The sequence below is a fragment of the Pseudomonas spelaei genome, assembly GCF_009724245.1.
GTDB classification, from domain to species: domain Bacteria; phylum Pseudomonadota; class Gammaproteobacteria; order Pseudomonadales; family Pseudomonadaceae; genus Aquipseudomonas; species Aquipseudomonas spelaei.
This window is the reverse complement of record NZ_WNNK01000006.1, coordinates 89,279-108,041: the sequence shown is the minus strand read 5'-3', so window position 1 is coordinate 108,041 and position 18,763 is coordinate 89,279. Positions and strand designations below refer to the sequence as shown.

General features: G+C 59.3%; 13 protein-coding genes. 10 read left to right on the top strand and 3 right to left on the bottom strand.

Annotation, left to right across the window (positions count from 1 at the left end; all coding sequences use genetic code 11):
• Nucleotides 1-91: 91 nt before the first annotated feature.
• Complete coding sequence (aceF, locus tag GNF76_RS09105) at nucleotides 92-1,735, bottom strand: dihydrolipoyllysine-residue acetyltransferase (protein WP_178123245.1); 1,644 nt, start codon at nucleotides 1,733-1,735, stop codon at nucleotides 92-94.
• Between the two features lie 11 nt (nucleotides 1,736-1,746).
• The gene (gene aceE, locus GNF76_RS09100; protein ID WP_155582844.1) at nucleotides 1,747-4,392 is read right to left on the bottom strand and encodes a pyruvate dehydrogenase (acetyl-transferring), homodimeric type; all 2,646 of its coding nucleotides are present in this window, start codon (nucleotides 4,390-4,392) and stop codon (nucleotides 1,747-1,749) included.
• A 383-nt stretch (nucleotides 4,393-4,775) separates the two neighbouring features.
• Between aceE and glnE the strand changes: the two genes are divergently transcribed.
• The 9 genes from glnE (at nucleotide 4,776) to GNF76_RS09055 (ending at nucleotide 16,012) form a co-directional block, all read left to right on the top strand.
• On the top strand, nucleotides 4,776-7,715 hold the full coding sequence (gene glnE / locus GNF76_RS09095; protein ID WP_155582843.1) for a bifunctional [glutamate--ammonia ligase]-adenylyl-L-tyrosine phosphorylase/[glutamate--ammonia-ligase] adenylyltransferase: 2,940 nt from the start codon (nucleotides 4,776-4,778) through the stop codon (nucleotides 7,713-7,715).
• 93 nt (nucleotides 7,716-7,808) lie between these two features.
• Nucleotides 7,809-8,843, top strand: a complete 1,035-nt coding sequence (gene waaF, locus GNF76_RS09090) for a lipopolysaccharide heptosyltransferase II (protein WP_155582842.1) — start codon at nucleotides 7,809-7,811, stop codon at nucleotides 8,841-8,843.
• 1 nt (nucleotide 8,844) lies between these two features.
• The gene (gene waaC, locus GNF76_RS09085; protein WP_155582841.1) at nucleotides 8,845-9,906 is read left to right on the top strand and encodes a lipopolysaccharide heptosyltransferase I; all 1,062 of its coding nucleotides are present in this window, start codon (nucleotides 8,845-8,847) and stop codon (nucleotides 9,904-9,906) included.
• Entirely contained in the window at nucleotides 9,906-11,027 is a 1,122-nt protein-coding gene (locus GNF76_RS09080) for a glycosyltransferase family 4 protein (protein WP_155582840.1), read from the top strand. The genes waaC and GNF76_RS09080 overlap by 1 nt, the downstream gene beginning before the upstream one ends.
• Complete coding sequence (gene rfaP, locus GNF76_RS09075) at nucleotides 11,027-11,833, top strand: lipopolysaccharide core heptose(I) kinase RfaP (RefSeq protein WP_155582839.1); 807 nt, start codon at nucleotides 11,027-11,029, stop codon at nucleotides 11,831-11,833. The genes GNF76_RS09080 and rfaP overlap by 1 nt, the downstream gene beginning before the upstream one ends.
• Complete coding sequence (locus GNF76_RS09070) at nucleotides 11,833-12,567, top strand: lipopolysaccharide kinase InaA family protein (RefSeq protein ID WP_155582838.1); 735 nt, start codon at nucleotides 11,833-11,835, stop codon at nucleotides 12,565-12,567. The genes rfaP and GNF76_RS09070 overlap by 1 nt, the downstream gene beginning before the upstream one ends.
• Nucleotides 12,564-13,316 (top strand): lipopolysaccharide kinase InaA family protein, encoded by a 753-nt coding sequence (locus GNF76_RS09065; RefSeq protein ID WP_155582837.1) that lies wholly within the window; start codon nucleotides 12,564-12,566, stop codon nucleotides 13,314-13,316. Before GNF76_RS09070 ends, GNF76_RS09065 begins: the two co-directional genes overlap by 4 nt.
• Nucleotides 13,316-14,767, top strand: coding sequence for a lipopolysaccharide kinase InaA family protein (locus GNF76_RS09060; protein WP_155582836.1), 1,452 nt, complete (start codon nucleotides 13,316-13,318; stop codon nucleotides 14,765-14,767). Before GNF76_RS09065 ends, GNF76_RS09060 begins: the two co-directional genes overlap by 1 nt.
• A 441-nt stretch (nucleotides 14,768-15,208) precedes the next feature.
• Nucleotides 15,209-16,012 carry a hypothetical protein gene (locus tag GNF76_RS09055; protein ID WP_155582835.1) on the top strand — a complete coding sequence of 268 codons (804 nt, stop codon included), beginning with the start codon at nucleotides 15,209-15,211 and terminating at the stop codon, nucleotides 16,010-16,012.
• 54 nt (nucleotides 16,013-16,066) lie between these two features.
• Here GNF76_RS09055 and GNF76_RS09050 read toward each other — a convergent pair whose 3' ends face one another.
• Nucleotides 16,067-18,175, bottom strand: a complete 2,109-nt coding sequence (locus GNF76_RS09050) for a TonB-dependent receptor family protein (RefSeq protein WP_178123244.1) — start codon at nucleotides 18,173-18,175, stop codon at nucleotides 16,067-16,069.
• A 160-nt stretch (nucleotides 18,176-18,335) separates the two neighbouring features.
• On the opposite strand from GNF76_RS09050, the gene GNF76_RS09045 reads away from it, so the two are divergent.
• Nucleotides 18,336-18,677, top strand: a complete 342-nt coding sequence (locus GNF76_RS09045) for a YceK/YidQ family lipoprotein (RefSeq protein ID WP_379652613.1) — start codon at nucleotides 18,336-18,338, stop codon at nucleotides 18,675-18,677.
• Nucleotides 18,678-18,763 lie beyond the last annotated feature (86 nt).

The following is an 18,763-nucleotide window of genomic DNA, read 5'->3' as shown; positions in this document are numbered from 1 at the left end:
CCCCGCCAAATTGGCGGGGTTGAGGTACGAGCGTGGCGCTCGGAAATCGGTGTAACCAGGCCTCCTCGGTGAAAAGGAGGCCTGTTGAGGCTTACAGCAAGATGGTGCGGATGTCGTTCAGCAAGCTGCTCAGGCGCTGAGTGAAGCGTGCAGCAGCGGCGCCGTTGATCACACGGTGATCGTAGGACAGCGACAGCGGCAGCATCAGCTTCGGCTGGAAGGCTTTGCCGTCCCACACAGGCTGGATAGTAGCCTTGGAGACACCGAGGATCGCCACTTCCGGCGCGTTGACGATTGGCGTGAAGCCAGTACCGCCAATGTGCCCGAGGCTGGAGATGGTGAAGCAGGCACCTTGCATGTCGTCTGCGGTCAGCTTCTTGTCGCGGGCCTTGGCAGCCAGTGCAGCAGCCTCGGCAGCCAGTTGCAGCAAGCTCTTCTGATCAACGTTCTTGATCACAGGTACCAACAAGCCGTCCGGGGTATCAACCGCGAAGCCGATGTGTACGTACTTCTTGCGAATGATTGCCTTGCCGCTAGGCGCCAGCGAACTGTTGAAGTCCGGCAGTTCCTTGAGCAGGTGTGCGCAAGCCTTGAGCAGCAGTGGCAGTACGGTCAGCTTGACGCCAGCCTTCTCGGCCACGGCTTTCTGCGCAACGCGGAAGGCTTCCAGGTCGGTGATGTCAGCCTGGTCGAACTGGGTCACGTGCGGAATGTTCAGCCAGCTGCGGTGCAAGCTCGACGCGCCGATTTGCATCAGGCGGGTCATGGGCACTTCTTCGGTTTCGCCGAAGCGGCTGAAGTCCACGACCGGGATTGGCGGGATGCCCGCACCACCGGTAGCTGCGCCGGCAGCCGGAGCTTCCTTGGCTTTCTGCATCATGGATTTGACGTAAACCTGCACGTCTTCCTTCAGCACGCGACCGTGAGGACCGCTGGCCGTTACCGCGTTTAGCTCGACGCCGAATTCACGGGCCAGCTGGCGCACGGCAGGGCCGGCATGAACCTTGGCACCGCTTGGCGCAGGTGCAGCGGCCGGCGCAGGTGCGGCCTCGGCTTTTGCAGCAGGCGCAGGTGCGGCAGCAGCAGGTGCTGCTTCAGCTTTTGCGGCCGGAGCAGCTGCGGCTGGAGCGGCAGCAGGGGCAGCAGCGCCCGCAACCTTCAGCTTGAGGATGAAGTCACCAGTACCGACTTCGTCTTCCAGCTTCACGGCAATGCTTTCCACCACGCCGGCAGCCGGCGATGGGATTTCCATGCTGGCCTTGTCGGATTCCAGGGTGATCAGCGATTGGTCGGCTTCGACGGTATCGCCGACCTTGACCAGCAACTCGATGATCTTGGCCTTGCCCGACGAACCGATGTCCGGAACATGAATGTCCTGAACAGTCGCGGCAGCAGCAGGTGCAGCAGCCGGGGCCGCAGGGGCCTCGGCAGCAGCGGCAGGCTTTTCAGCTGCAGCCGGGGTGGCAGCAGGAGCGGCCGCCGCAGGGGCCGCATCAGCGGCACCTTCGATTTCCAGCTCCAGCAGTTCGTCGCCTTCTTTCAGGCGATCGCCCAGCTTCACTTTCAGGCTTTTGACCACGCCGGCCTTGGGAGCAGGGATTTCCATGCTCGCCTTGTCCGACTCCAGGGTCAGGATGCTCTGGTCGGCTTCGACGCGGTCGCCGACCTTCACAAACAGTTCAATTACTTCACCTTCACCGCTGCCGATGTCAGGTACGCGAATGAGTTCGCTCACAGAAAATCTCCTCAGCAGTCCAGTGGGTTGCGTTTTTCCGGGTTGATCCCGAACTTGACGATAGCCTCGGCCACCACCTTAGGTTCGATATCACCACGGTCAGCCAAGGCTTCCAGGGCTGCCAACACCACGAAATGACGGTCGACTTCGAAGAAGTGACGCAGCTTCTTGCGGCTGTCACTGCGACCGAAACCGTCGGTGCCCAGGACTTTGAACTCCTTGGACGGGACCCACTGACGAATTTGTTCAGCAAACAGTTTCATGTAGTCGGTAGAGGCAATAACCGGACCTTTACGGCCAGTCAGGCACTCTTCGACGTAGCTCAGCGCAGGCTTCTGACCTGGGTGCAGACGGTTGCTGCGCTCCACGGCCAGGCCATCGCGACGCAGTTCGTTGAAGCTGGTCACGCTCCACACGTCAGCGCCAACGTTGAACTCTTCACGCAGGATCTTCGCCGCTTCACGGACTTCACGCAGGATGGTGCCGGAGCCCATCAGTTGTACGTGGTGCGCCGCTTCCTTGGTGTCTTCTTCGAGCAGGTACATGCCCTTGATGATGCCTTCCTCGACACCGGCCGGCATGGCTGGCTGCTGGTAGGACTCGTTCATCACGGTGATGTAGTAGAAAACGTCCTGCTGCTCTTCGGTCATCTTCTTCATGCCGTCCTGGATGATCACCGCCAGCTCATAGCCATAGGTTGGATCAAAGGTGCGGCAGTTCGGGATGGTGCCCGCCAGGATGTGGCTGTGACCGTCTTCGTGTTGCAGGCCTTCGCCGTTCAGCGTGGTCCGCCCGGCGGTGCCGCCGATCAGGAAGCCACGGGTACGGCTGTCGCCGGCAGCCCAGGCCAGGTCACCGATACGCTGGAAACCGAACATCGAGTAGAAAATGTAGAACGGCAGCATCGGCTGGTTGTGGCTGGAGTACGAAGTACCGGCAGCGATGAAGGAGCTCATGGCGCCTGCTTCGTTGATGCCTTCTTCGAGAATCTGGCCCTTCTTGTCTTCCTTGTAGAACATCACCTGGTCTTTATCGACTGGCTCGTAGAGCTGGCCGACGGAGGAGTAGATGCCCAACTGGCGGAACATGCCTTCCATACCGAAGGTACGGGCTTCGTCCGGGATGATCGGCACGATACGCGAGCCGATTTCCTTGTCCTTGACCAGTTGCGCGAGGATCCGCACGAAGGCCATGGTGGTGGAGATTTCACGGTCGCCCGAGCCGTCCAGGATAGCCTTGAGGGTATCGAGTGGTGGCGTCGGGATGTTGAAGCTCTTGGCGCGGCGCTGTGGCACGAAACCGCCCAGTGCAGTGCGACGCTCGCTGAGGTAGCGGGCTTCGGCGCTGTTTGGCTCCGGCTTGAAGAACGGCAGGTTTTCCAGCTCCTCGTCCTTGACCGGGATGTCGAAGCGGTCGCGGAACAACTTCAGGCTTTCAACATCAACTTTCTTGGTGTTGTGCGCGGTGTTTTTCGCTTCGCCGGCACCGGTGCCATAACCCTTGATGGTCTTGGCCAGGATGACGGTGGGTTGTTCTTTGTGGTTGACCGCTTCGTGATAGGCCGCATAGACCTTGTACGGGTCGTGGCCACCACGGTTGAGCTTCCAGATCTCGTCGTCGGACAGGTCTGCAACCATCGCCTTGAGTTCTGGCGTGTTGAAGAAGTGTTCACGTACGAACGCGCCGTCTTTGGCCTTGTAGTTCTGGTACTCGCCGTCGATGACTTCGTCCATGCGACGTTGCAGGATGCCGTCGACGTCCTTGGCCAGCAGTGGGTCCCAGAAACGGCCCCAGATGACTTTGGTCACGTTCCACTGAGCACCACGGAACACGCCTTCGAGTTCCTGGATGATCTTGCCGTTGCCGCGAACCGGGCCGTCGAGGCGCTGCAGGTTGCAGTTGATGACGAAGATCAGGTTGTCCAGCTTCTCGCGGCCGGCCAGGGAGATGGCGCCCAGGGATTCCGGTTCGTCGCACTCGCCGTCGCCCAGGAAACACCAGACTTTCTGCTTGCCTTCCGGGATGAAACCACGGGCTTCCAGGTACTTCATGAAGCGAGCCTGGTAGATCGCCTGGATTGGGCCCAGACCCATGGATACGGTCGGGAACTGCCAGAAATCAGGCATCAGCCAAGGATGCGGATAGGACGACAGGCCCTGGCCGTCGACTTCCTGACGGAAGTTGTTCATTTGTTCTTCGGTGATGCGGCCTTCCATGAACGCACGGGCGTAGACGCCTGGCGAGGTGTGGCCCTGGAAGTAGATCAGGTCGCCGCCGTGTTCTTCGGTCGGGGCCTGGAAGAAGTAGTTGAAGCCAATGTCATACAGGGTTGCGCTGGAGGCGAAGCTGGAGATGTGACCGCCCAGGTCAGAATCTTTCAAGTTCGTGCGCATAACCATGGCCATCGCGTTCCAGCGTACCAACGAGCGAATGCGGCGTTCCATGAACAGGTCGCCAGGCATGCGTGCTTCGTGGGTAACAGGGATGGTGTTGCGGTACGGTGTAGTGATGGCGTAGGGCAGTTGCGAGCCGCTGCGGGTCGCGAGTTCGCCCATACGGGTCATCAGGTAGTGAGCACGGTCTTCGCCTTCTTTGTCGAGAACCGATTCCAGGGCGTCCAGCCATTCCTGGGTTTCGACGGGATCGAGGTCTTGCATGGCTTGCTCCAGGGCGGAAAGGCTACCAGAATCGGTTGCCTGAAGTTTGCGACTGGCCTTGTGGGCAGACGACATAAATTCTTGGATGGCCGAAGGTTGCTTCGGCGTCCTGTAGTTTTACTACAAATCGTCGGCCATTTCAGCCTTTCGAATGTATATACGAGTAGTAAAACTACACAAGACTGAGCGTATGGCTCGGTCTGGCTGGTGAGCATAATCGTTATTGTTGATCTTTTGCGAACAAGAAAAGGTAGAGAGTTAATGTTGCCTGCCAAAAAATATAAATTTTCAGCTATTTCTAACTTTTGTTCGACAGTCCTTCACCGAGCGTGGTTCTTGCGTTCACAGCTACAAGCCATTTACGCGCCGATCAAGGATAGACCATGAGCCTTCCAATGCTGGCCGAACTACCGGCCGTTCTCCTGTCATTTGCCAAACGGGCCGAGCAGTCATTTCGTGACGCGGCAGCCAGGTTGGAGGGCGATAATGGCCTTTCTGAGTGGACGCCGCAACGCTGGGCCGACTTCGCCCGGGTGTGCGCCGCCAGTGATTTCGTCATTGAACAGAGTGTTCGTGACCCTTTGATGTTGCTTGAGTTGGTGGCCTGGGGCGAGTTGGATCGCAGCTTTGCACCCGATGAGCTGTGCGGGCAGATTGCCGCCGCTGTGCAACAAGCTGAAACAGAAGATGAGCTGGGCCGCGTCCTGCGTCGCCAGCGTACTCGCCAGCAAGTGCGGATCATCTGGCGCGACCTGACCCGACAGGCGGACCTGGTCCAGACCTGCCGCGACCTGTCGGACATGGCCGACGCCTGCATTGATCAAGCCTATCAATGGTTGTACCTGCGCCATTGCGTGCAGTTCGGCACACCCACTGGCCGGCGCAGCGGTGAGCCGCAGCAGATGGTTATCCTCGGCATGGGCAAGCTCGGCGCTGTGGAGTTGAACCTGTCTTCGGATATTGACCTGATCTTTGCCTACCCCGAAGGTGGCGAGACCATGGGTGTGAAGCGCTCCCTGGATAACCAGGAGTTTTTCATTCGTCTTGGTCAAAAACTGATCAAGGCGTTAGATCCAATGACGGTCGACGGTTTTGTGTTTCGCGTCGACATGCGCCTGCGGCCCTACGGTTCGGCCGGCGCGCTGGTGCTCAGCTTCAATGCATTGGAGCAGTACTACCAGGATCAGGGGCGTGACTGGGAACGCTACGCCATGATCAAGGCGCGGGTGGTGGCGGGCGATCAAGTGGCCGGCGCACAGTTGCTCGACATGCTCAGGCCGTTCGTCTACCGGCGTTACCTGGACTTTTCCGCCATCGAAGCACTGCGCACCATGAAGCAACTGATCCAGCAGGAAGTGCGGCGCAAGGGCATGGCCGAGAACATCAAGCTCGGCTCCGGCGGTATTCGCGAAGTGGAGTTTATCGCCCAGGCGTTCCAGTTGATCCACGGCGGGCGTGACCTGAGCCTGCAGCAGCGGCCATTGTTAAAGGTACTCGGCACCCTGGAAGGGCAGGGTTATCTGCCGCCGGCGGTGATCGCCGAGCTGCGCAACGGCTACGAATTCCTGCGCTACACCGAGCATGCGATCCAGGCGATTGCCGACCGGCAGACGCAAATGCTCCCGGATGGAGCCGAAGATCAGGCGCGGATTGCCTTCATGATGGGCTTCCCGGACTGGGCTGCGTTCCATGAGCGCCTGATGTACTGGCGCGGTCGCGTGGATTGGCATTTCCGCCAGGTGATTGCCGACCCGGATGAAGAGGAAGGCGAAGAAAGCGAACTGGTGGTCGGCGGCGAATGGTTGCCGCTGTGGGAAGAGTCCCAGGACGAAGAAGCCGCTTGCCGCCAATTGCAGGAAGGCGGTTTTACCGATGCCCCCAAAGCGTTAAAAGCCTTGGCCGGGCTGCGCAGTAGCCCACAATTGCGGGCCATGCAACGACTGGGGCGTGAGCGACTGGATGCTTTTATTCCGCGTTTGCTGGCCCAGGCGGTTGAACATGCCAACCCCGACCTGGTGCTGGAGCGCGTCTTGCCGCTGGTGGAAGCGGTCGCCCGGCGCTCGGCCTATCTGGTACTGCTGACGGAAAACCCCGATGCCCTGCGTCGGCTGTTGACCTTGTGCGCCGCCAGCCCATGGATTGCCGAGCAGATCACCCGTTTCCCACTGCTGTTGGATGAATTGCTTAACGAAGGTCGCCTGTTCAAGCCGCCGCAGGCGCCGGAACTGGCCGCCGAGTTACGCGAGCGCCTGACGCGGATTCCTGAAGATGACCTTGAACAGCAGATGGAAGCCCTGCGCCACTTCAAACTGGCGCACCGTCTGCGGGTGGCCGCCTCGGAAATTGCCGGCAGCCTGCCGTTGATGAAAGTCAGTGACTACCTGACCTGGCTGGCCGAAGCCATCCTTGAGCAAGTGCTGGCTTTGGCCTGGCGCCAGACGGTTGCCCGCCACGGCTCGCCGCAACGGGTAGACGGTACCCTGTGCGATCCCGGATTCATTATTGTCGGCTACGGAAAAGTCGGCGGGATCGAGCTGGGGCATGGCTCAGACCTGGACCTGGTATTTATCCATGATGGTGACCCGCAAGCTGAAACCGACGGGGCCAAGCCCATCGACGGCGCGCAGTTCTTTACGCGCCTGGGCCAGCGCATCATTCATCTGCTGACCACCCAGACCAACTCCGGGCAGTTATACGAGGTGGATATGCGCCTGCGGCCGTCAGGCGCTTCCGGATTGTTGGTCAGCTCATTGGGCGCCTTTGCCCGCTACCAGGAAAACGAAGCCTGGACCTGGGAACATCAGGCGTTGGTACGGGCTCGGGTGTTGGTAGGCAGCCAGGATGTGGGGCGTGCGTTCGAGCAAGTACGGGCCAAAGTATTGGGCCGGGACCAGGACCTGGCGAAGCTGCGCCAGGAGGTCAGCGAGATGCGCGCCAAGATGCGTGACAACCTGGGGACCAAGTCCACCGCAGCCGGCACGGCGGCCAATGCCTTTGAAGCCACGGCCACCTTCGATCTCAAGCAGGACGCCGGAGGTATCGTCGATATTGAATTTATGGTGCAATACGCGGCTTTGGCGTGGTCTGCGCAACATCCATCGTTGCTGCGCTACACCGACAATATCCGCATCCTGGAAGGCCTGGAGCAGGTCGGGCTGATGCCCGCTGCCGATGCCGACCTGCTGCGCGAGGTGTATAAGGCCTACCGTTCCGCCGCTCACCGCCAGGCCTTGCAGAACGAGGCGGGGGTGGTAGCTGGCGACCAGTTCGCGGACGAACGGCGCCAGGTGATGCGAATCTGGCATGAACTGGGGTTAAGCTGAAACAACTTTAAGGTGGGAACTGGTTATGCCATTCCCGCACAGACTATCGAGGCGGGGAGGCATGAGCCTCCCCGTATCGTTTGTGGAAACTACATGAATATTCTGATCGTTGGGCCTAGTTGGGTCGGTGACATGGTGATGGCGCAGACACTGTTCCAGTGCCTGAAACAGCGTCATCCCGACTGCGAAATCGACGTGCTCGCCCCCGAGTGGAGCCGGCCGATCCTCGAGCGCATGCCCGAAGTGCGTCAGGCCCTGAGCTTTCCACTTGGTCACGGCGCCCTCGAACTGGCGACCCGTCGACGCATCGGTAAGTCCCTGGCCGGCCAGTACGATCAGGCGATCCTGTTGCCCAACTCGATGAAGTCGGCGCTGGTGCCGTTTTTTGCCGGCATCCCGAAGCGCACCGGCTGGCGTGGCGAGTTTCGCTATGGCCTGCTCAATGATGTGCGCAAGCTCGATAAGGCTCGCTACCCGCTGATGATCGAGCGTTTCATGGCTTTGGCCTACGCGCCAGGCGCCGAGTTGCCGACACCGTATCCGCGTCCCAGCCTGCAGATTGACCCGGTCACCCGCGATGCGGCCTTGGCGAAATTCGGCCTGACCCTCGATCGACCCGTGCTGGCGCTGTGCCCGGGTGCCGAGTTTGGCGAGTCCAAGCGCTGGCCGTCGGAGCATTACGCCAAGGTCGCGGAGATGAAGATCCGTGAAGGCTGGCAGGTCTGGTTGTTCGGCTCGAAAAATGATCACTCGGTGGGCGAAGACATTCGCCAGCGCTTGATCCCGGGCCTGCGCGAAGAAGCGGTCAATCTCAGCGGCGACACGTCCCTGGCCGAGGCCATCGACCTGCTGTCGTGTGCCGATTCGGTAGTGTCCAACGACTCCGGCCTGATGCACGTTGCTGCCGCGCTCAATCGCCCACTGGTGGCGGTGTATGGCTCCACGTCTCCAGGCTTCACTCCGCCGTTGGCCGACAAGGTCGAAGTGGTGCGCCTGGGCCTCGATTGCAGCCCGTGCTTTGATCGCACCTGCCGTTTCGGCCATTACAACTGCCTGCGCCAATTGCTGCCGCAACCGGTGGCCGATGCCTTGCAGCGGTTGCAGGGCTCCGTGGTCGAGGTTCGTTAAGTTGCGGGTACTGGTAATCAAGACCTCATCCCTGGGTGATGTGATCCACGCCCTGCCGGCCTTGACCGACGCGGCGCGGGCGATCCCGGGGATTCGCTTTGACTGGGTGGTGGAAGAAGGCTTTGCCGAAATCCCCACCTGGCATCCTGCTGTGGATAACGTGATTCCGGTGGCGATCCGCCGCTGGCGCAAGAACATCTGGCAAACCATCAAGAGTGGTGAATGGCGGCGCTTCAAGCAGCGTATCCAGTCGACTAAATACGACTTGGTGATCGACGCCCAAGGCCTGCTGAAAAGCGCCTGGCTGACTCGTTATGTGCGTGCCCCGGTGGCCGGTTTCGATAAACAGTCCGCTCGCGAGCCCCTGGCCGCGCGCTTCTACTCCCGACGCCTTGCAGTCGCCCGTGGACAACATGCGGTGGAGCGCCTGCGCCAGTTGTTCGCCGTCGCCCTGGGTTATGACTTGCCCAAGGGCCTGGGGGATTACGGTCTGCGTGTCGATAAACTGCTGGGGTTGCCGCCGAAGAAGCCTTTCGTGTTGCTGCTCCACGGCACCACCTGGGACACCAAGCACTGGCCGGAAGCCTACTGGCGCGAGTTGGCCGAGCGCATGGACCGGCTGGGGGTCGATGTGAAGCTGCCCTGGGGCAACGCTACCGAAAAATCCCGTGCCGAACGGCTGGCCCAGGGTTTGAGTCACGCCGAAGTATTGCCCAAGCTGAACCTGGCGGGTGTGGCGCGGGTGCTGGCTGGCGCCAAGGCCTGTGTTGCAGTGGATACCGGCCTCGGTCACCTGGCTGCGGCCCTGGATGTGCCGACCATTTCCCTGTTCGGCCCCACTAATCCCGGCCTGACCGGTGCCTATGGCAAGGGCCAGATTCACCTGGCCAGCGACTTCCCTTGCGCGCCGTGCCTGCAAAAGAAATGCACCTATCAACCGACCGCTGATGATCAGCGCCGGTTTGACATAAAACGCGAGTGGCCCCTGTGTTTCACTCGCCTGAACCCTGAGCGTGTCGCGAGCCGATTAAGCACGTTGTTACTGGCTGAGGAGCTGCGCTGATGCAACTGGCTTTTGTGCTGTACAAATATTTCCCCTTTGGTGGCCTGCAGCGCGACTTCATGCGCATTGCGCTGGAGTGCCAGCAGCGCGGCCATCAGATCCGGGTCTACACCCTGATTTGGGAAGGTGACGTGCCGCCTGGCTTCGAAGTGCTGGTGGCGCCGGTCAAGGCGTTCTTCAACCATCGGCGCAATGAGAAGTTGAGCGCCTGGATGGAGGCTGACCTGGCCAAGCGCCCGGTGGATCGCCTGATCGGCTTCAACAAGATGCCGGGCCTGGACGTGTACTACGCCGCCGACGGCTGCTTTGAAGACAAGGCGCAAAACCTGCGTCATTCGCTGTACCGCAGCTTTGGCCGCTACCGGCACTTTGCCGAATACGAGCGTGCGGTATTCGCCAAGGATGCCAAGACCGAAGTCTTGATGATTTCTGAAGTTCAGCAGCCGCTGTTCATCAAGCATTACGACACGCCGCTGGAGCGTTTCCATTTGCTGCCGCCGGGTATCGCCCAGGATCGTCGGGCACCGCCCAACGCGGCCGAGATTCGTGCCGGGTTCCGTGAGGAATTCAACCTCGGCGAGGATGATTTGCTGCTGGTGCAAATCGGTTCCGGCTTCAAGACCAAGGGCGTGGACCGCAGCCTGAAAGCACTGGCGGCCCTGCCGGCTGAACTGAAAAAACGTACGCGCCTGTTTGTAATTGGTCAGGATGACCCCAAAGTATTCCAATTGCAGAGTGCTACCTTGGGGCTCGGTGATAACGTGCAGTTCCTCAAGGGGCGCAGTGATATCCCACGTTTCCTGCTCGGCGCCGACTTGCTGATTCATCCGGCCTACAACGAAAACACCGGAACTGTGCTGCTGGAGGCCCTGGTGGCCGGGCTGCCGGTGCTCGTCACGGCGGTCTGTGGTTATGCCCATTACATTGCCGAGGCCGACAGCGGCCTGGTGCTGGATGAACCTTTTGAGCAGGCCCAGCTCAATCAATACTTGGCACGGATGCTTAACGACCCACAACAGCGCGCGGCCTGGAGCCGTAATGGTCTGGCCTTCGCGGAGACGGCCGACCTCTATAGCATGCCGCAGCACGCTGCTGATGTGATTCTGGCGGAGCAACACTAATGAAGTTGATTCTTGCCGAACCGTTCAAGACCCTTTGGGCCGGACGCGATGCGTTTGCCGAAGTCGAGTTGTTGGACGGTCAGGTTTACCGTGAACTGGAGGCCCGGCGCACCTTGCGCACCGAGGTAGACGGACGCGGCTACTTTGTGAAAATCCACCGTGGCATCGGCTGGGGTGAGATTTTCAAGAACCTGCTGACCGCCAAGCTGCCGGTGTTGGGCGCGGGCCAGGAATGGCAGGCGGTTCAACGCCTGCAAGAAGTCGGCGTACCCACCATGACTGCAGTTGCCTATGGCGAGCGTGGCAGCAATCCGGCAGACCAGCATTCTTTTATCGTCACCGAAGAACTGGCGCCGACCGTCAGTCTGGAAGACTTCAGCATCGATTGGCTCAAACAGCCGCCGGAGCCACGCCTCAAGCGTGCGCTGATTGCCGAAGTGGCGCGTATGACCGGCATGATGCATCGCGCCGGGGTCAATCATCGTGACTGCTACATCTGCCATTTCCTGTTGCACACTGATAAACCCGTGACTGCCGATGACTTCAAACTCTCGGTAATTGACCTGCATCGCGCCCAGACCCGCTCGGCCATCAGCCAGCGCTGGCGCAACAAGGACCTGGCGGCGTTGTATTTTTCCGCACTGGACATCGGCCTGACCCAGCGCGACAAGTTGCGCTTTCTCAAGGGCTACTTCCAGCAGCCGTTGCGCCAGATCCTGGCGCAGGAAAGCGCATTGCTTTCGTGGTTACAAGGCAAGGCGGAAAAGCTGTATGACCGCAAGCAGCGCTACGGGGATGCGCTCTGATGGCGGGTTGGAACCTGGAGCCTGCTTATGCCGCGCTGGCGGACGACTTTGGTAGCCTCGAAGCGGTGTTCGCCTTGCAAGGGGAGCAACTGACGTGCGATCCATTGTCCGAAGTCATCCGTGTCGAGCGCGACGGGGTCAATTATTACGTCAAGCGTTACGTCGGCGCCGGCAAAGGCTTGCGTCGTTACTTGGGCAAGCCTCGGGTCAGGTCTGAATGGCAGAACCTCAAGCGCTTCGCCAAGTGGGGTATTCCCACCGCGCAAGTGATTGCCTGGGGCCTGGAACGCAAGGGCCTGGCATACGACCGTGGGGCAATGATTACGCGTGAGCTGCCCAAGACAACTGACCTGTCGGTCCTGGCCGAGCGCAAGGACCCACAATTGCGTGATCCCAAGTGGGTGGACAAGGTCAGCCGCCAGCTCGCCGAATACACCCGTACCATGCATGAGCACCGGTTTACCCACAACGATTTGAAGTGGCGCAACCTGCTGGTCGATCAGCAGCAAACCCTGTACTTGATTGACTGCCCCAACGGCGATTTCTGGCGTGGGTTCTGGCTCAAATACCGCATCACCAAGGACCTGGCCTGCCTGGACAAGGTCGCCAAGTATCACTTGTCGGCCACCCAGCGCCTGCGGTTCTACCTGCAATACCGTCAGCGCTCGCACCTGAGCGCGTCGGATAAACAGCGAATTCGCCATGTGGTGAAGTTTTTCGAGGGGCGCGAATGAGTGACTTCCTGGCGGCCGAAGACCGCACTCTATTAGAGCGCAACGGCCTTGGTACCTTTGACGCTTTGTGGGCTAAACAGCTTGAGGCCGTGGACGAGCCGAACACCAGTGGCGATGGCTGGAGCAGTGTGTTCCGGCTGGAGGTTGAGGGCCAGGGCTACTACCTCAAGCGCCAGAGCAATTACCTGACTCGTACCCTGCATCGGCCCTTTGGTGAGCCGACGTTTTCTCGCGAGTTTCGTAATATCAGCCGCTATCGACGGCTGGCGATTCCGGCGCTGCAGGCGGCGTTTTTTGGCGAGCGCAAGGTGGGCGATGAACATCGGGCGATCTTGCTGACGCGCGCGCTGGACGGTTGGAATGACTTGGATTCGTTGCTGGAACAATGGCCGCAACTGAGCGACGCCGAGCAGCAAGCGATCCTGCGGGCATGTGGCCAGTTGGCACGCAAGGTACACAGTGTGGGTCAGGTCCATGGCTGCTTTTATCCCAAGCATATTTTCCTGAAAGCGTCGGGTGACGGCTTTGCGGCGCAATTGATCGACCTGGAAAAGACGCGTCCGCTGATGTTTGGCTGGCGGGATCGCATCAAGGACCTGGAGCCGTTGCTGCGGCGTGCGCCGCAATGGTCTGACGAGCAGATTCGACAGTTGTTGGCGGCTTATATCGATCAGCCTGAAGACAGCTCACTGGTTGCGGCCTGGAGCCGGCGGCTGGCGGCTCGTCGCAGTCAAAAGGAGACGCGTTGATGCGTTTGTCCGAGCTCAAAAGCGCCGGTCGCGCTCCCGGCCTGCCCCTGAGCGTGGAATTGGCTGATGCCGCCGGCCCTGGCCAATTGCAGCTACTCAGTCTGCTGCGGGTACTGCCGGGGCAGCGCTATGTAGGCGCTGCGGTCTGGCGCGGGCGTCCGGTGCTGGCCAAATTGTTGGTGGGTAGTAAGGCGGCGCGGCATTTTCAAAGTGAATTGCAGGGGGTACGCCTGCTGGCTGAGCAAGGCCTGACGACTCCGCAATTGCTGGCCGATGGCCTGAACGAAGGCGAGGGCGGCTGGCTGTTGTTCGAGTTTCTGGACGGTGCACACAGCTTGGCCGACGCCTGGCAGGCTGTCGAATCCTTGTCGCCGTTGGCGGATGAGCAGCAAGAGGTTCTCGCCGAAGCCTTGACGGCCATTGGTCAGATGCACGCCAAGGGCCTGTGGCAGGAAGACTTGCACCTGGACAACCTGCTGCGCCAGGACGGCAAGCTGTATTTGATCGATGGTGCAGGGATCCGTGTTGAACAGGCGGGCAAGCCGCTGTCACGCAACCGGGTGCTGGAAAACCTTGGGGTGTTTTTCGCCCAGTTGCCGAAAAGCCTTGAACCGTACACCGAAGAATTGCTGGTGCATTACCTGTTGAGCAACGGCGAACACGCGCTGCCGCTGGAAGCCCTGCAAAAGCAGGTGCGTAAAGTCAGTGCCTGGCGTCTGCGGGATTTCTTGAGCAAGGTGGGTCGCGAATGCACGCTGTTCAGCGTGTTGCGTGGGCCTTTTGCCTTGCGCGCGATTCGCCGGGAGGAAGAAACGGCGATGCTGCCGGTGCTGGAGCAGGCTGACGCTTTGCTCGATCAGGGACATCTGTACAAGACCGGCGGCGCGGCCAGTGTGGCCAAGGTCGAAGTGGCGGGCCGACCGCTGGTGATCAAGCGCTACAACATCAAGGGTTTCGCCCATTGGCTCAAGCGTTTCTGGCGGCCGAGCCGCGCCTGGCACTCCTGGCGTGAGGGCAACCGCCTGGCGTTTCTTGGCATCGCCACGCCCAAGCCGTTGGCATTGTTGGAAAAGCGCTTTTTCTGGCTGCGCAGTCGGGCCTACCTGGTCACTGAGTACCTGCCGGGTCCGGACATCATCGAGCGTTTTTCGCCGTATGTTGAAAGCGGTGAAGCTCCCGAAGCCGAGCTGTTGGCGCTGGACCATTTGTTCGCTGAGTTGATTCGCGAGCGCATCAGCCATGGTGATTTCAAGGGCCATAACCTGTTCTGGCACGAGGGTCGCTGGACACTGATTGATCTGGACTCGATGTGTCAGCACGGCGGTGTCAGTAGCTTCGCCCCGGCCTACGCCAAGGATCGGGCGCGGTTCATGCGTAACTGGCCAGAGAGTAGCGCGTTGTATCGGCTGATTGATCAGCGGTTGCCCAGGCAGGTCGAGCTTGTCAGCTGATTGAGCGTTTCGGGGAGGAGCATTTCAACCATAGGTGCTCACCCCGAGTGCAGGCAGCGAGCTGAAGTTATCCATCGTGTTTAATTGTGCTGATATGTTTGGAAAGTTGTACTTCTCAGGCATTGTTTTTTGAATTTGATTGCCGTGGTTTTTTGGTTTTTTCTCTCTCGTTGATTTCGAGTTGTTAAATTATTGTTGCTGGTGAAATGAGTCGCCCTGATTGGGTGGGGGCTCTGTGACTTAACACGCTTGGTGTTTTTGTCTCTTTCTGTTTTGTTTTTCTGTATGTGTTTTGTTTATTGACGACAGGTTTCCGTTTTTTGCTGTCTTGATGGATACATTTTATTGGAAAGTCAGTGTGTGTTGTTTTTCTATTTGGCGGTAGTTTTGTTGTCGGCTAGTTCGCTTTGTCTTGTTTTTTAAAATACGAGGGATGTATATATGTTTTTAGTCGGCAATGCATTTTTGGAAAGTTTTTCTGCGTGGATCAACCCGCAAAATATGGACGGTCCCGGACACGATTCAAGTGCGCTCGTGGATAGCGGTGGCAGTGGCAACTCAGCCCCATTCGACCTGCCCGACGATGATGGGCCTGGCAGTGTTCTACATTCGATGTTTCCTCACGCAAATAATATAGACGCGTCGGCTGGACTGTCGGCGCGAGACTTGCGTGCAGGGAAATTTGATCCGCTCCCTCTTCACATTGCTAAAGATCTGGAGTCCTTGCCAAAAGACCAGAACTATTCGCTGCGCAGTTACTTGGGGATGAGCGGTGAGGAGGAATTGGCGTGGGAGCCTGAAGACCCTTCTGGTAAAATCTATGATGTTGGTGATCCGCCTTTTGTAACTGAAGCGCTGAAGCGAGTGACTTTGGAGTTGGGGGGTATCGAAAGTGCATCGGTTACTGCTTCGCGTAACTTGAAGGCACTTTTTCCTAAGTTGCGTGTTGACCCTGAAGAAGGTATCTCAACAGATGATCTGCGTGCGGGTAAGTTTGGCCCGCTGCCGCTTCAAGTTGCCAAGGATCTTGAGTGCCTGCCCAGGAATGAAACATATTATCTGAAGCACTTGGTGAATATGGAGGCGGAGGGGTTCAGTTTAGGCTGGGAACCAGAAAGCGATAGGCTCCCGACGCAAACTCTCGGTGAGCCCCGTATTAGTGCTGAGGTGAAGATGCTACGTTCGCAAGCCGCAGCGATAATGCCGAATGGCATGAGCTCTTTGAGAGCCAGGCAATTCATTTAAGATCGATGGAGGTGGCTCTCATCGAGAGCCGTCTCCAGTCTGTACTGCCGTGGCTCAAAATTGATATTGCGCACCGGCTCCCATGTACCAGGAACGCCCAGGTGCGGCCTCGTAATAGCGGCCGTTGCCATCTGCGACAATCACTGAGCCGACATACTGGCGATCCAGCAAGTTATCCAGACGCAAGGTCTGGTGAAAGGTCCAGTGCTCCACCTTCTGCTCAAACTGTGCACGCCAGTTGAACACGCTGTAGCCAGGCGCAGCATGTTCCTGGTTGGTGTCTTCGACGTAGACCTTGCTGCGGTACATGCCCTCGACGGCGGTGCTGACCCAATCCCGGGGTTTCCAGTTCAGCTCGGCAAACAGCGTGGTTTGCGGTACGCCGGGCAAGTAGTTGCCCTTGTCGACCGGAGTTTTTCCGCCGCTGATGAAGTCGCTGTCATAGGTGGCTTGCAGGCGGGTGTAGGCGATGTTGGTGCTCCACTGCTCGCTCAGTTGGCTTTCGATGCCCAGCTCAAAGCCTCGGCGCAAGGTGCGGCCGGCGTTTTGGTAGGTGGTGCGGCCGCCGCTGGATTGTTGCACCACTAGCTCGTCGTCGGTGGTGATCTGGAATAGCGCCGCGTTGACGCGGGTGTCCTGGCCGATCCGCGCTTTCAGGCCGACTTCGTATTGTTTGCTGACTGACGGCTTGAGCGCAAAGTTGAAGCCATTTGCGGTGCTGGAATAGGCCGACTCCGCCTGGGTGGGTGTTTCAAAGCCTTTGCCGGCGCTCACATAGCCATGCAGGTCCGGAGTAAACGCGTACATCACGCTGACCGACGGTGTGTTTTTCTGGTAGGTCTTGCTGCCGCTGTCGTTGCCGTCGCCGAGGAAGTGGTCATCCACGTCCATCTTCATGGTGCTGTGGCGCAGGCCCGCTTGCAGGGTCCAGTCGCCCAGCAGCCAGTTGGCCTGTACAAACGGATCGAGGCTGGTGGCGGTGTCGATTTCGTCGCGGCCCAGCGCGCCTTTTACGCCATGTTCGCCATTGAGGGTGTTTGAGTAGCCCTGGCGATCATCCTGGCTGCGGTCGTAATCCAGGCCGCTGATAATCGTCAGGTCGCCTGGTGCGCTGGCGATGGGTTGTAGCCAGTGGACTGAGCCGCCGTAGAACTTGCGATCAAAACTCACCACGCCGCCGCGCGTGTTGGCAGGGTTGGTTTTTCCAGTGGCGAGTTTGTCTGGAATCGACAGGTACTGAATCACACTCCGCCGCCCGGTATAGGCATTGACCTGCAAGGTCGCATCGCCGAAGTAGCGCTCGTAATTCATCCCCAATTGCTGATGATCAATGCTCTTGCGGGTGTTGTACGTCAGCGCACTAGCGCTCACCGAGCGCGGATCGGCCTTGTACGCTGCCCACGTCTGCCCCAGCGGATCCTGGGTACCGTTCTGCTCCAGGCTGCTGTAGATCAGCGCCAGTTTGCTGTCGTCATCGGGGTTGAGGTTGAGCTTGGCGAAGGTCTGGTCGCGGCGGGCGCTGCTGTGGTCGCGGTAGCCATCGGTGTCCATGCGCGAGGCGTCGAGGACGAAGCCTGCGCCGTTCGCTGCGCCTTCGGCAGTCAGATGGTTCTTGCTCAGGCCATCGCTGCCGATCAGGGTTTCGGCGCCGATACGTGGTGGGCCTTCGCCGTCGCGGGAAAACATCTGGATCACCCCGCCGGCATTGCTGCCATACAAGGTGGCGGCCGGGCCGCGAAGGACTTCGATGCGGTCGGCGGTGTCGAGATTAAAGGTGGCGGCCTGGCCCTGGCCGTCCGGGGTGCTGGCGGGAATACCATCGGCAATCAACTTGATGCCGCGTACACCAAACGCCGAGCGTGCGCCGAAGCCGCGAGAGGAGATTTGCAGGTCCTGAGCGTAGTTCTGGCGATTCTGCACCACCAACCCTGGCACGCGTGACAGGGCTTCGGAGGCGTTGATGCCCAATTGGCCGTCGCTGATCTGTTCGCGACTGATGCTGTCCACGGAGTACGGCAGGTCGAAGCTGGGGCTGGCGCTGCGCGACCCGGTGACCACGCTGGGGTCGAGGACCAGTGGGGATTCGTCGGCCTGGGCGCCGTTGCACAACCCCAGAAGGCCGGGAAGCAACATGGCGAAACAAGTGGGGGTTACAACTTTCATGAGCAAGCCAACATCCATAACGCGCAGCGCTGGCGCGGAAAATGCGCAAGTTTAACGATTCAGCACGTGTTTGCCGACTGATCTTCCAGCCGTTTACCGGCGTACCCGGATTGTGCAGCCCTGGGGTAAGCTGCTCGCCTTATGTCAAAAGGCGCTGCTCGTGAATCTTGCAAAGAACATCCTTCTGGCCGCGATTGCTCTTTCAATGGTCGGTTGCGGCACCCTCAATACGGTATTTAGAGAAGACGCGGTGGCGAGCCAGAACCTTAAGGACTTGCGTAGTCACTGTGAGAATGTGCCGCGTGTTTACAGCGGTGTGGTGTATGACTTCTGCTCCCTCAATGGCGAACCTAACAGCAACAAAAGCATGGAAAACCAGCAGATCGCCTCGGTTCCCTGGGTCGCCATTGATTTTGTCGCCTCAGGCGTCCTGGATACATTGGTGCTGCCTTACACGACCTATCGGCAGAGCAAGGACGGCAGTATCGAGATATTCCGTTAGAGCACAGTGACAACCGGTCGCCATAAACGCTAGATCATCACGGGACGTCTTTACGCTATAATCCCGCCCTTTAGCTGTTTCTCGCC

Coding starts and splice junctions, on each gene's coding strand:
- aceE (WP_155582844.1), bottom strand. CDS start 4,392: ATGCAAGACCTCGATCCCGTCGAAACCCAGGAATGGCTGGACGCCCTG.
- glnE (WP_155582843.1), top strand. CDS start 4,776: ATGAGCCTTCCAATGCTGGCCGAACTACCGGCCGTTCTCCTGTCATTT.
- waaF (WP_155582842.1), top strand. CDS start 7,809: ATGAATATTCTGATCGTTGGGCCTAGTTGGGTCGGTGACATGGTGATG.
- GNF76_RS09080 (WP_155582840.1), top strand. CDS start 9,906: ATGCAACTGGCTTTTGTGCTGTACAAATATTTCCCCTTTGGTGGCCTG.
- rfaP (WP_155582839.1), top strand. CDS start 11,027: ATGAAGTTGATTCTTGCCGAACCGTTCAAGACCCTTTGGGCCGGACGC.
- GNF76_RS09070 (WP_155582838.1), top strand. CDS start 11,833: ATGGCGGGTTGGAACCTGGAGCCTGCTTATGCCGCGCTGGCGGACGAC.
- GNF76_RS09065 (WP_155582837.1), top strand. CDS start 12,564: ATGAGTGACTTCCTGGCGGCCGAAGACCGCACTCTATTAGAGCGCAAC.
- GNF76_RS09060 (WP_155582836.1), top strand. CDS start 13,316: ATGCGTTTGTCCGAGCTCAAAAGCGCCGGTCGCGCTCCCGGCCTGCCC.
- GNF76_RS09055 (WP_155582835.1), top strand. CDS start 15,209: ATGTTTTTAGTCGGCAATGCATTTTTGGAAAGTTTTTCTGCGTGGATC.
- GNF76_RS09050 (WP_178123244.1), bottom strand. CDS start 18,175: ATGAAAGTTGTAACCCCCACTTGTTTCGCCATGTTGCTTCCCGGCCTT.